The 13,068-nt window shown below is 41.2% G+C and carries 10 protein-coding genes; all 10 read right to left on the bottom strand.

From position 1 onward, the window contains the following. Window positions 1-357 precede the first annotated feature (357 nt). On the bottom strand, window positions 358-513 hold the full coding sequence (locus ACFIKD_RS04510; RefSeq protein WP_375635645.1) for a hypothetical protein: 156 nt from the start codon (window positions 511-513) through the stop codon (window positions 358-360). A gap of 862 nt (window positions 514-1,375) precedes the next feature. After that, complete coding sequence (locus tag ACFIKD_RS04505; protein WP_375635644.1) at window positions 1,376-2,380, bottom strand: phage tail protein; 1,005 nt, start codon at window positions 2,378-2,380, stop codon at window positions 1,376-1,378. Continuing rightward, complete coding sequence (locus ACFIKD_RS04500) at window positions 2,377-3,516, bottom strand: tail fiber domain-containing protein (RefSeq protein ID WP_375635643.1); 1,140 nt, start codon at window positions 3,514-3,516, stop codon at window positions 2,377-2,379. Before ACFIKD_RS04500 ends, ACFIKD_RS04505 begins: the two co-directional genes overlap by 4 nt. Continuing rightward, complete coding sequence (locus ACFIKD_RS04495; RefSeq protein WP_375628924.1) at window positions 3,513-3,995, bottom strand: hypothetical protein; 483 nt, start codon at window positions 3,993-3,995, stop codon at window positions 3,513-3,515. Before ACFIKD_RS04495 ends, ACFIKD_RS04500 begins: the two co-directional genes overlap by 4 nt. Before the next feature lie 232 nt (window positions 3,996-4,227). Continuing rightward, window positions 4,228-5,691: a hypothetical protein gene (locus tag ACFIKD_RS04490; RefSeq protein ID WP_375635642.1), complete on the bottom strand. Its 1,464-nt coding sequence runs from the start codon at window positions 5,689-5,691 to the stop codon at window positions 4,228-4,230. 501 nt (window positions 5,692-6,192) lie between these two features. Continuing rightward, the gene (locus tag ACFIKD_RS04485) at window positions 6,193-6,888 is read right to left on the bottom strand and encodes a hypothetical protein (protein WP_375647324.1); all 696 of its coding nucleotides are present in this window, start codon (window positions 6,886-6,888) and stop codon (window positions 6,193-6,195) included. 81 nt (window positions 6,889-6,969) lie between these two features. Further along, complete coding sequence (locus ACFIKD_RS04480) at window positions 6,970-8,088, bottom strand: N4-gp56 family major capsid protein (protein ID WP_375647322.1); 1,119 nt, start codon at window positions 8,086-8,088, stop codon at window positions 6,970-6,972. A 240-nt stretch (window positions 8,089-8,328) separates the two neighbouring features. Further along, window positions 8,329-9,102, bottom strand: coding sequence for a hypothetical protein (locus ACFIKD_RS04475; RefSeq protein ID WP_375647321.1), 774 nt, complete (start codon window positions 9,100-9,102; stop codon window positions 8,329-8,331). A 306-nt stretch (window positions 9,103-9,408) separates the two neighbouring features. Further along, window positions 9,409-11,250, bottom strand: a complete 1,842-nt coding sequence (locus ACFIKD_RS04470; protein ID WP_375647320.1) for a portal protein — start codon at window positions 11,248-11,250, stop codon at window positions 9,409-9,411. After that, window positions 11,250-12,611 carry a PBSX family phage terminase large subunit gene (locus tag ACFIKD_RS04465; protein WP_375635637.1) on the bottom strand — a complete coding sequence of 454 codons (1,362 nt, stop codon included), beginning with the start codon at window positions 12,609-12,611 and terminating at the stop codon, window positions 11,250-11,252. Before ACFIKD_RS04465 ends, ACFIKD_RS04470 begins: the two co-directional genes overlap by 1 nt. Window positions 12,612-13,068: the final 457 nt, after the last annotated feature.

Here is a 13,068-nt window from a genome sequence, read left to right as displayed (position 1 = left end):
AGACAACCTCAGACAACCTCAGACAACCTCAGACAACCTCAGACAACCTCAGACAACCTCAGACAACCTCAGACAACTATGTGAAAGGCTTTTGAAAAAAATTTCCTCATTGAAAATTTTTACAAGGTATTTTTTTAGATTATAGTCTGTTTTCCACCTAAAATAATGATTTTATCACCTGAAACCAAAGAAAAATGCATGTCACCTTGCTGCTTTGTTGGCTTTCCCCAAAATGACAAAGCCACGCCCACCGGTCTTCAAACAATGCCAATCGATAAACAATAGTCTGTAAACAATCTGACTTCTTATCTAATGGATTTGACTGAGCTTCCCCTTCAAATGCAGCCTTGTCTAGAGTTATTCTACAAAAAACGCTGCTTTAAGAATACGCACAGACGAAAAACATCCCAATGCATAAAGTTTTAACCGCATCTCAAACAATGGTATTTTACGACACAACGGGATAAACCATTGTTTTACAGATTTTCTCGTATCACTCTCATTCTGTTTCAAGAAGTTTCCTAACAAGTAAAAAATGCCATCTAAGAGAGTTCAATTACTCACCATGTGTTAAACGCATCGCCAATCTGCTCTAGCCAATAAAATGCCCATTTTGAAAGAATGAACGCTTTTTGCATACACGCTCTACCCAAAAGAAGGAGAGCACCATTTTGCCTTTTCTCTCTTTAAATAAACATATCCATTGATCTCTTCCCGCCACCTAAAAGGACGAAGATTTTAGCCCCACATCGGTTTGAAACAATCCAACTACTCTGAAGGGATTCCGTCTGCTGCTCACTTATATAATTCACTTGCATAAGGCTTAACGAAGCACCCATCCCCTGAATAGATGTCTCTTCAATACTTAAATGGATCAAGTATTGTATGTCTTATTTTCCTTATATCACCATATCACCAGCTTCAATAATAGTGTTTTAATGACGGTGTTTTACGGTATAACAAGATAAAATTTTATCCATGGGCTTTTTGTCATCGCCCACCAGCGCTTTAAACCCAGTGCTTTAAACCCAGCACCTTAAACAATGTATCACGATACCACAAGAGGGAGCCTTTTGGATAAAATCTTTATTCCTCAGAAAAAAACTCTATGAATAAAGGAAGATTTTTTGTTCTCTTTTACCCCTACCTTCAATAATTACTGTCTTGATCCTCTAAAGAACAATAGGCAAACTTACCTTTAGACATCCAACAAAGGCAGCACAAAAAATAAAATAATAAAGAGAGTTCAGTTTTTTTCTAAAGCGCCTCAAAACTTTCTGCACAATATATTCTATAAGACTTTATATTCTATAAGACTTTTTCTCATAACAGATATTTTGCTCATTTTTATATTTCTCTCTCAAAGCTTTTATTCTCAGGCTTTAACAGCATAAACCACCGCCATATTGACGGGGCGTGTTTCATCCCCCCCTGTTTTTTGCAACAAGACCTTATGTTCATGCTCTCCCGCAGCCTTCGTTAACCGATCTTTATTGTAGACTTGAGCCAGATTTCTATAATATTCACCGTGATTCATATCCCAAACTACCTTGTCAATCATTGGATAACTATGCTGGTGATTACCTGTTGAATCTGTTTTTCCTTCATGGGTATGAGATTTAAAAGACTCTTCTTGTCGACTTCCCAAGCGACGTCCTTTATCAATTGCTTTTCCACTATCGAGCCCCCGTAAAAACATTCCACGCAAATCGGGAACATTGAATGTTGTTCTCCCGTCTCCTTTTCCCCACGTTTCCCCCAAAACAGCAAAGAGATTGGCATAGTTCTTTCGCGAATATTCTTTACCATCACAGAGTAACCATCCAGAGGGTATTTTTTCTGTAGCAAAAGTCCCAATAAATCCAGAAGAAAAAGTTTCAGGCAAAGGAGGAAAGGGCGGAATTTCAGGAAGTTTTATAGTAGGATTGGTTAAAAACCATCCATCAGCATTTTTTCCGGCAATATCACACGTATAGACGATTTCATAAAGCCCCCCCTTTTGAATTTCCCCCCCTTTTAAAGGCATAATACCCTCTGGCGTTGCCATATAAGTTGGTCTTGGCGGCAATTGATTTAAAGAAACATTTGTTATTCCTCTGTTGACGCCTTGTGCTTTAAAGCGCACAACAATGCCATCCATATAAGTCTCAAAAAAAGACTTTGTCGCCAAACGAAGTGATGTCCTCTCGTTTTCCACATCGACAGTAAACTGTGTTTCAATCCCGCCCCCATTATCCAACAAATATTCTTTGATGCGTTGCATCATAGCGCGAGCACTATCATTGACTGTACTTGGCGGTTGCCCTTCTGCCCAGTTTATACTCTCATCGACATAAGCATTTTCTGATGCGATAATTGACCAATCATAAATTGAACTCATAGAAGATACTCTTTTTTCAAAAAGGGAAAACGAGCAAAAAATGAAGAAAAGAAAGCCGCAATTTTATTTTTAGATGCCGGTATTTTGTCCATTTTCATTTTGTCCATTTTCAGTCCTATTTTGTCATAATCAACATGCAATAACTTTGTTTTTGCATTGACATAAACAGCTTCAGGCTTCACACGCAATACGTCTTGCGCCATAACGCCCTGATAACGTTGTGGATTTCCTTTATAATTAAAGATATAAAGTGGATATCCCTTTTTCTGCCCCACAGGGATAATATTTTCTTTTGCTCTCACATCACAAAGCCCTAAAATTCCTCCTACCAATCCAAGTACTTGCTGCGCATCACGCAATGGATCTTTTGTCACAGAAGGCATTGTCGTGGATTTTCCTGAAGTCGTTCCGTAATTTCCAGCAGCCTGTGTTCCTATCTGTAACAAGCTTTGCAATCGGTTCCAATCTTGATTATCTTTTTCTGACCATTTTTGGCGTTCAGCATCTAAGATATTTTGACGATTTACATCTTGAATCATGCCCCCTTTCAAAGCATTGCTTTGCACATTACTCTGTCCTTGATAATAGCTATTTGCCGCATTAACCTGATCATTCTGAGAGCGATCAATCATCTGGTTTGCATTCATCATATTGTTAATATCTTGATTATATTGCTGTGCTGCAGCATTTGTTGCTAAAGCACCTAGTTCATCGGCCAGCACACCGGTGTGAGCCCCAGAGCCATAACGTCCTGCCCCAGACATCGACTGATTAATTGCATCGGAAGTTTTATTCAGGGCATTTTGCAATGCAGTATTAAATTTACTATTGCTTCCAATCCAGCTTCCCTTAGCCATACTGGAAAGATTTGTAGCGCTGTTGGTTGGTGCATTCAACCATTGCGTTACCGTTGGATTGTTATAGAGCCCTGCTGCTTGTTGTAAACCGGTCAGAGCATTTTTTGTCATATCGCTAAGACCAGCGACTCTGTCTCCCTGATAAACGTTGCCGCCAATTCCTTTATTATAAAGTCCTAGTGCATCAGCACTGGCTTGTTTAAAAATATCAGCCGCCCAAGCAGGTGGAGCATTTGTTTGTGTTGTTGTCTGCACTTGAGGTGTGGTTTTTCTACTCATGGCTTGAGAACCTTTCTATATTGAATAAGATTACGAGAATATCCGTGATGAGCGAGCCTTTTCGCCCATCCAGTTCTTCCAAACATGTGCATTTCTTCAGCATTAATTGTTCGCGCCCATTTTTCGACTTCATCAATCAATTTGACCAATTTCAGCCCTCCCTCTCCAGCAAGATCTGAGAGAACGACGCATTTTTTCCCTGTATGGGTTATTTCAACTTTGGTTATTGCAAAAGCACTAAATTGGATTTTATTTTTTAAGACCAGCCACAATTGTGCTTGTCCTGTAGCGATTTCTTCAGCAATTTTTTCCAGACAAACATCATCAGGAAAGCGCTGAGCATATTTTTTCAATGCAGCATTGAGTGCCTCTTGATAGGGAGCGATTTTTTCCCATGGCCATTGCTCTGTCAAATGAGCAGAATACAAATCTTGACTCTCTTGCATCATAACTTTGGCTCTTTTAGCTTTATCACTCATCTCCCCTTAAATAACATCCCCCTACGCATTTCTCACGTTCCATACTTACCGCACAACTTTCAAAAAGAAGAATAAAACAAAAGAAAAGAAGCCCCATCATCCCTTTGTCATAACAAATAGGAAACTTTCTTCTTTATAAAAATAAGCCATTGTGCAGACTATTTTTCCTTTATCGCAGAAAAGCATGAAGCATAACGCACCACCTTGTTCCTTTGTTTATAGAGGCTTTGGCCTATCGCATACCGGCTCGCGTCAATTCCACATCAAATCCAGTGACATGAGTCCAATTCACCCCTTCAGGAATGCGCAATTTAAAGCGATAAAACCGTGCCCTTGCGCGACAATGAATTTGTCCAGTATTATAAGAAGGCTGTTTTTCTGGCAACCAAACAGTTTCCTCTTCAAGAGATTGTCGAAAGCGCATTCCCACAGACAAATAAAACTTTCCACTATTGACTTGAGGCATAATATTTTTCACCCGTGTTATCATGCCATTTGTCTGCCCCATTTCTTGTGATGTCACAACACAAGCCATAGCCCCCCCAGAAAACGAACCCAGTCTCCCCTGTTGATCAAATGCCCCCAGAATAGGCGATTCATTTTTCCAAGCTTTACTATCGAGAGAAAAGGACAAATCATCAATATTCTTAGTCACAAAATCAAGACCTTCTAGGGTTGTTCCTGCTAAGAAAATAGGCAATATCATTTTGATATCCACGAGAGCTTTTGTCCATTTTTGCAATCCCCAATCATAAATGAGCAAGATACGTTTATGAAGGTTCTCATCAGAATCAACCATCCAATAAACACGATTATACACCCCATCGATAGCCGCAGACATGGTATACAGATTATCCTGCCTTGATTTTGCGGTCATCGTTCGATCGACTTTTTCGAACCCAATAGGGATAATCTGTCCCTCATTTGTTATTTGATAAAAACCGCCCTCATCGGCAAAGAATGCTAAATCGCCTCTACAAACAATCGATTCAGCATTTTTTGCACCTCGTTTATCGTGAATTTTTTGGAAACTAAAAATAATCTTAGAGCCAGGGATAAAAGAACCAGCATAGATTGCAGAACGCATAAAGATAATTGGATTTGTTGTCTCGGTTGCCCCTTGGACGAATCCGCCATCAGGAAAATCTTGATAATCGCAACTTTTTTTCCCCACGGTCCAAAATTCAGCATCATTTAATCCAGACCAATGAACCCGCCTTGGATGCTCGGTTAATTTCATCAAACAAACGAAATCTCCCCAGATTCGAACAATCCCTGCTTGTGGTGGATTTCCCCCTAAATTTCTAAATTTTTTATCATGATTAATATCAATCACTTGTGGTTTATCATTGGCATTCACTGCAATGATAAAATCACCAAATAAAGCAAAAGACCACGGAGCATCAACATTCGCAAGATAAGATTTTCCTTTTTGGCTAATATCCTTCCACTTCATTGTTGTATTATCAAGCAAGAATATTTTTTCTCTTGTTCCAACAATAATAGAAACCCCATTTTTTGTTTTAACCGCAAGAGCACCTAAAATTGGCTCAGGACAAGGCTCTGATAAAGGTTCAAAACTTGGCATAGGAATATAGGAGCCATCAGCCGGTAGCACATTAACAAGTTCATCGGTAAAAATTCCATTGATATCCGCCACATCGGGTCGATAATCAGCGATTGGGAAAAAAGCCATCAAGACCCCCATAAAATCTTTGAAGAGCCTAGTGCCATTCAAAACACCAAGGCTTATTGATAAAAAACCACAAAAGCCCTTAAAACTCTAAAGGCATAAAATTCAACAAAACACACAACCTTAAGTTGATCAACGCATCGAAAAAAAGATACCATAAATAATGGCATACCCAGCGCCATCCACCAGCGCCCGACCAAAATCAACCGCCCGCAATCACCAAAACAACTGGGAAAAAGCCTTTAAACTCTCCATAAATCTTTGAAGAGCCTAGTACCATTCAAAACACCAAAGCTTACTGATTGAAACCACAAAAGCCCTTAAAACTCTAAAGGCATAAAATTCAACAAAGCACACAACCTTAAGTTGATTAACACGTCGAAAAAAAAAGATACCATAAATAATGGCATACCCAGCGCCATCCACCAGCCCTTCACCATCAATCCCCAGCCCTTATCCAACCTAAGGGACAAACCAGCCATCAACGATTTGGAACAAAGCCTTTTAAAAACTCATTGGGCGAATCTTTGAAGAACCTTTTCGGCGCGATGTTTCAATGCGCAAAGCTTGAAGCTGTTCTTGAAAATCTCTGAAAGAAACGGCGGCATATTCAGGGTCTTTAAGAATATTTTTATAAAGTTCATATTTTGCCCGTGCTTTAATAAGATCAAAAGCATAAATCAACCAAGGATTATCGTTTTCTTTCAACTGTTCATCGGCAAAATGAACAGGAGCATAAGAAAGCTGCATAGTTTCCACATGTTCTGGTGTTGGAAAGAGTCCTATTTTTTGATCAAGGCACGTATAAAAGAATGGCGTTCCTAGCGCAGGATGCATACCATATTGTTGATGCAACACTTCCAAGGGCTTAAAGAACAACTTTGTTGGTGTTGCATTCTTTGTTGCTAAAAAGACGCCTTCCAAGCTCTTTTCTGATTCAATAAAAACTCCCTCTTCTTGCCCATACCATGTTTTACCACTTTGTGTTTTAAAGGTCCTTTCTCTTTTTTCATTAAAGAAAAAGGGTTCGCATTCACACACACGCAAAGCCGTAAAAATTGAATCTTGAATTTGCAGAGAATATTCCGCTGTTGTATCGTCAATTTCATCTTGAATAAGCGCGACCATATAAGCAAAAGTTTTAGAATGGTCTGAATGTGTAAGGTTTAGATTTTTGGGATCAGTGGATAAAGTGGTCATAAGCCTGTCCTTTTTCTGGAAGCATTTTAAATTTTTCCCCCAACAGATCCTCTTGTTGGGGGAAGTTAGCAAACATTCGCTTTAAGCAGGTGCTCCATAAGTTGGGATGACAATAGTGCCAAAATCCTGAGCCCCTTGCGTACTTCCTGGCAAGGTAAAGCAAGTTTTTTTCATACCCATAATGGTTTTTGCCGCGACCCCGAATTCTCTTTCATAGTCGAAGAGTTCTTCCACCAATTTATAGCGTGTCGCCCCTCGATCTTTACCAAAAGCAATCACAGCACTCTGCGCACCAAGTAGAACAGCACGACGCACATTTGGTACAGCTTTATTTGCCGTCCCAGATTCGACTCCTTCGGTAATATGTTCAGCTTCGCGCAAAACCACACCATTATACATGCCCAAAGATCCATCATAGAGCGGATTTTTGATACGACTTCCACTATAGATTGCCTTGGTAATGTCGAGCCATTGCCCCGCATCTGTATTGGTTCGCAATTGCGTCACTTGGGTTGGATGTAGATAAAGCACATAGACATTTTCCCCATCGATCCGCACGGGTCTAATTTTGGGATTTGCCAATTTAGCCCTTTCGACAGCTTTATCAATGAGCTTAAGATCAAAAACATCGTTTGATTTTAAATCTTCATCTTTTATTTTTCCATTAGGGCGCACGATGCGTTTATCGGTTGGTGCCGTTGGCGCATTAAACCCATAATGGACAGGTTTAAGAGTAATCGTACGTCCCTCAAAGTTAATAGCTTTTGCGGTATATCCACACACTTGAATGAAGAACATCATACTCAGACGATCTGCATACCAATCAACCAAACCATTTTTTGCCTCGGTGCGCAAATCATGAAGAATCCGTTGTTGATCAATCGTTCCCTCATTTTTGACACGCACAGCATGAACGAGTTCATTAATTGCCAAGCGATCATTGAGAAACTGTAAGGCTTCTTCATTGCCTTCCAATGTCTGCCCTTCACTCACCCCATCGCCTAGCAACTGCACACGCAAATTAAAGCTAATGGCATCCCCACTTGCTTTCGTGGTTTCATCCTTTAATTGTACGATACTGTTTGAATCATTTCCAATCAACGGTGCAATCGGAATTGCTTTTGAGACTTCTTGGTTTAGTAATTTAGACCATGTGCGCACTGCCATTGGGTCATTAAGTCCGATATAAGTTACAGTCATTTTATCCTCTAAAAGTTTTATTGACATAAAAAACCCGGCAAAGCGCCGGTTGTTAAAACACCACATTTCATTTCAAATGGTGAATAGGTTATTCGTGAGTTTTATCTAATTTCTGTTAGCGTCTGCCTCCCCCTTATAAGAGCTCTCCTCACCACATCCGTGCTTTGAGAAATCCCCCGCATTCCCTGCGCTAAAAGCCTCTCCAAGTTCCCGCAAAAAACACCCCCCGCATTTTTATTTTTAAAATTCTCTTCCCCCCATTAAACGATTAAAAGCAGCTTTATTTTTAGGATCAGAAACCCAAGCGCTAAACTCTGCTTCTGACATTTTATCAAGCATCTCCAAAGAAATCGGCCCATTTGGCGTCAAGCCGTTATAAGCAGCAAGTGTACGTGCAGAATTGTGTCTTTCCTGTAAATTTTCATCCATGTTATTGGGAACATTTGTGTAGCCAATTTTTTGTGCAATAGAGTAAATCACTTCAGCCGGATTTTGATTTTTTTGCGCACAATCGCGCAAGATCTGCTTCAACTCATCGCCAATCAACGCATCAATATTTTTGGGATCTGCCATCTCAGGATAGAGCGAAGCGCAAGCTGCCAACTGTTTAGCCCGCGTTTCATAAATAAAATCAGCTGCTTGATCAAAATCATCATGCTTTTGTTTAACACTTGCAACAGACTGCTGAAAAAACGCATGCAACTGTTCTGCTTCGCGAGCCAGAGAAGGTTGTTGTTTTTCATTAACAAGTCCTTGTTTTTGGAGTGTTTTTCCCAACCATTGCATATAGCCCATAAAGTCTTTTTGCGGATCTGGCGGAGCATCTTCTCCCCCTTGAACCTCTTTTCCAGCCTTTTGCGAAGAATACTGTTTTTGATGCGTTTGCCCTTGAAAATTATCTTCAAGAGTTTTTTCTTCTCTTCCAATTTCACCGTCTTCTCCCTCTTGTGTTGAGAGCAGATAATCCTGTTTCAATTGGTTTTGTTCTGCCGGCGTTAAGTGTTCTTGATCCATGACATTAGCCTTCTCTTTTTTTAACAATAAAATTAAATTTTTCAGATAAAACAGCCTGAGAGCATTTATCCCCTTAATGCTTACCCATCATTTTGGCTCCAACATTCCCCCACATGGCTCCCCCACCATGACGACAAAACACTATCGAACATTTTCCCCAATACACACTGTCCAATAAAACAGCTCTTCTGAGATAAAGAGAGGCGACATTGCACGACATAAGCAACATGGGTAACTATGGAAATTGTTTAGATAAGCAACTTCTGATAGATGAAATTCATCTGAAAGAGCGCATCATAAAGCATCCTATTGTTGAGCCTTTACTGTCTGCAACATCTGCATTATCTGCTCTGTTCCCATATTACCCCCCATCTGCGCTGAGGCATTTTGCTCTTCTTGAAGAGAATTTTGCGCCTTTATCGCAATTTTATGAATGAGTGAGGCTGGTAAAGGTGAATAGCGTAAGAGATCAAGCATAATCTCAGGCGTTGCAAAATTTTGCATCAAAGGAAGCAGTTGCATAATCAGTGCAAAAGTACGCTCTTTTTCATTAAGACTTGTTGGCGCATCATCAACGACAATATCATATTCCAAACTTGTCACCATTTCGCGTGTCAGTGGAACATACTGGGCATTTTCATCACCAGCAATACGGACCAGCCGCCCATCGGACAGATAATTTTGAATAAGATAGAGAATAATTTTCCCCTGTCGTTGCCGATATCGACGCAACCCATCAAAAAAGGAAGCCAAAAGATTAAGTGACGATTGTCGCCGTTGTTGTTCAAGAACGCCAGGCTGATTGACAGCTCTTGTCCCAATAAATTCAGAAGACAACCCCGTCACCTGTTCGAGTGCGCTCTTTGCTTCATTAAACAATTGGAAAAACCCTTGCGGAAATTGTGCCACGGGTTTAGGCTGAATTCTTCCCCCAGACACAGCACCACTTTTCAACCAAGTAATACTATCGGCTCTAGCCCAACTCTCGAGGGCTTGTCGATCATCATCAAAAGCATCGCGTTCTGCCATAATTCCGCCTTTTGATTGGCTATTGAGCAAATGCATCACTTGACTAAAATATTTGTTTGCCCACCGTTGGGGATCTTTTGTAGGGCGCACAAGTCCGTAAAAGTGCCGGCTTAACTTATCAAAAGTACCGGTAATACATTCCCATCCCAATTGATTGTGTGGGACCAAGGGCTTATCAGGCGCTTCGAGCAGCTTTCTGCCCAAAAATGCCCGTTTGACAATTTTTCTGTTCAACCTTGTTGCTTGAACATGAGGAAAGGTTTTGCTTAAATTTTGGAAATCCTGCTCTGAATAATCGATAAACTTTCCACTTTGAGGCTCGAGAACTTTATAAATCACCTCGCGTTCAAACCAGCGACATTCTACCAATGTCACCATTTTAGGACGTTGATAGGTCCCTCCCTCTTCCCACTCTCCTTGATATCCCCTCTCAGCTTGATAACTTTGTGTCATCCCATTGCTGGATGAATGTAAAAAACTCTGATGTTTAACCCAATCAGCATTAAGATCACTCCAATGAACATTAGGAAACATTTCCTGAGCCACAGCAAGAGGTTTTTCATCAATATACCACAAGCGTTGTGCATCAATAAGATTAGGCTTGACAGCACTCGCATCCCACACCATTTTCATAGGGTCCAGCCGCGCAATAATTGGTTTTCCCTGTGGATCTTCTTCATAATCAAGGCGTGTATCTGTCCACCCCATTCCGCAAATAATTGCATCTTGAAAGGCATCGGAATCTTCGTATTCCCCATCGGCTTCATCACGAAACCACTCAGCCGCCCCTGTCAGAATCTGGTTTGCAAAGGCTGCTCCTTCTTGTCGTGGAATAAATTGAACTTGTCTTTTATTATTGCGCTCAGCCCCAATCACGGCATTAATTAAAGGCGCAATACGGTTAAAAGTCATGACCGGTCTGTTTTGTTCGTGCAAGACAGCAAGATCTTGCTCATTCCATTGCCGTCCATTATAAAAATCGTAATCTTCTTGGGCATTTTTTCGCCATTTTTCGACATGGGCAATATCATCCTGATACCACCCCACGAGTTTTTTAAAGAGAGCTTGATTTTCAAGCGTTTCGATTTGATCAAAAGAAGAATCTGTAGAAATATTCATTAAAAAGCCATCCATGAAGTTTGAGAATGGTGAAACGAGCGATAAGGTTTTTTTCGCGCTCTAGCATTTGGTTGTTCATAAGCCACACACATCAGTCCAAAGGCATCGGCCCCATGGCTAGCCCAATCATGTTCAGCCCCTAGTCCGATATTGCGCTGTTCGTCGCGCTTTTCATGATACCAAGCGAGTGCTTTTCTGCCCGCACATGTCGTTTCACGATTAAACCATAGTGCAGGAAACAATCGCCTTACGGCTTCGATACGCATTTTCACAGCGCCTGTTCCTTGATTAGGAATCACTTTAGTTTGAAACCCAGCTTGTTGAAGGGCACTTTCAAAACTCACATTATAAACACGATCTTTTGTTGCGCCATCATGGGGCAAAACCATGAGAGCCTTTTCATATCCCCTTTGAAAGACCCAGCCCACATGCTCTGAGAGAGGCTGTCCTTGGGCTTCATAATAATCGAGCACTCGAATTTCCCGTCCAATAAATTGCGCAACCCACAATGCGGTAGCATCAGCCTTTGCTCCTGTTCCCCCGATATCCCAAAAGATTCTCACCTGCATCAAAGGATCACGTGGAACGGTGGTAATCCGCCCTTCCATTTCAGCTTCGAGAAGACATTTCTGATAATAAGCCCCTTGGACAGCTTGGAGATATTCGCCTTCCCAAATATGGTTATACTGCTCTGGTCTTTGCTGCAAATCGTCCATTCGATCACGATTGAGTTTTTCAGGAAATTGCGGATTATCACGCCAATTAATTTCTGCCCCTTTGATATGAGGATTATCGACATTTCGGAAACGTTTTTCCACAGGTGCATTTTCATGGCACGGGTTCCATGTGACCCATAATTCTGCATTCCAATCTTTTCCTTCTTCGCGCAAAGTTGGAATGAGGGTTTGCCAAGCAGTCTCAGTGACCGGCTCCGCTTCATCAACCCAGCAAAGGAAAACGCGCCCCATTGATTTAATACTTGCGATATTTCGATCAAGCCCAGCAAACACATAGACAATCCGTCCATCTTTTGATTTAATATATTTATCGCCAATGTCATAATAGTCTTGTAAAAAAGGATAAGATTCGATAGCGCGTTTAATTTCTTCCAAAGAACTGTCATTGAGAGAATTTTGAAATTGCCTTGCACAAAGAATAATCCCGCGTTCTCCAGCCATTCCATGGCGATATCCCACAACAGCCGACATCAAAGCAAAAGAACGTGTTTTTCCAGAGCCCCGTCCTCCCCAAGCGGCTCGCACATCTGCTTTTCCAGTAAAAACAGGAATAAGCTTTGGAATAAGAGCCACTTGAGCCGTTTTCTGCTCTATTTTTTGAGAAATTTTCTGAACAATTTTCATTATAAATTTTCATACTTTAGCAATAATTGCGCTTCATCCTTTTGCTTATCCCAAGTTTAATTATCCCAGAGCAATTGAAAGAAACGAGCAATTGAACGAAAAACGCCCTTCTCAAAAGCAGCGCTTTATCTTCTCTTCATCCTAATACGCAATGAATTTCACTTTTTTGCATGAAGCCCCCCTTGGACCGCTTTGACCGCTTTGACCGCTTTGACCCCGCATATACACGATATGCGCCCCCCCAAGGGTCCCTATTCCCCCATCACCACCCCTCAAACACCGCGCCCTGTCATCCCCCAACCAAAGCACGGCATCCCCCCACCAAATCATAGCCTCAACACATGGCTCTCAGGCATATCCAAAGCCCAACATCCTCCAATATCATGCCTCTCAAGCTTCCCCAATCCTCACACTTGTCTATCCCCGATACCCCCACCAAAACACATGCATCCCGCAA

Source organism: Bartonella sp. CR84HXZ (assembly GCF_042194535.1).
GTDB lineage: Bacteria > Pseudomonadota > Alphaproteobacteria > Rhizobiales > Rhizobiaceae > Bartonella > Bartonella grahamii.
Note: the sequence above shows the minus strand (reverse complement) of the source record. Positions and strands in the feature narration are given on the sequence as shown.

What these genes read in the sequence shown, in the direction of transcription:
- ACFIKD_RS04505 (WP_375635644.1), bottom strand. Translation starts at nt 2,380, where the DNA reads ATGAGTTCAATTTATGATTGGTCAATTATCGCATCAGAAAATGCTTAT.
- ACFIKD_RS04500 (WP_375635643.1), bottom strand. Translation starts at nt 3,516, where the DNA reads ATGAGTAGAAAAACCACACCTCAAGTGCAGACAACAACACAAACAAAT.
- ACFIKD_RS04495 (WP_375628924.1), bottom strand. Translation starts at nt 3,995, where the DNA reads ATGAGTGATAAAGCTAAAAGAGCCAAAGTTATGATGCAAGAGAGTCAA.
- ACFIKD_RS04490 (WP_375635642.1), bottom strand. Translation starts at nt 5,691, where the DNA reads ATGGCTTTTTTCCCAATCGCTGATTATCGACCCGATGTGGCGGATATC.
- ACFIKD_RS04485 (WP_375647324.1), bottom strand. Translation starts at nt 6,888, where the DNA reads ATGACCACTTTATCCACTGATCCCAAAAATCTAAACCTTACACATTCA.
- ACFIKD_RS04480 (WP_375647322.1), bottom strand. Translation starts at nt 8,088, where the DNA reads ATGACTGTAACTTATATCGGACTTAATGACCCAATGGCAGTGCGCACA.
- ACFIKD_RS04475 (WP_375647321.1), bottom strand. Translation starts at nt 9,102, where the DNA reads ATGGATCAAGAACACTTAACGCCGGCAGAACAAAACCAATTGAAACAG.
- ACFIKD_RS04470 (WP_375647320.1), bottom strand. Translation starts at nt 11,250, where the DNA reads ATGAATATTTCTACAGATTCTTCTTTTGATCAAATCGAAACGCTTGAA.
- ACFIKD_RS04465 (WP_375635637.1), bottom strand. Translation starts at nt 12,611, where the DNA reads ATGAAAATTGTTCAGAAAATTTCTCAAAAAATAGAGCAGAAAACGGCT.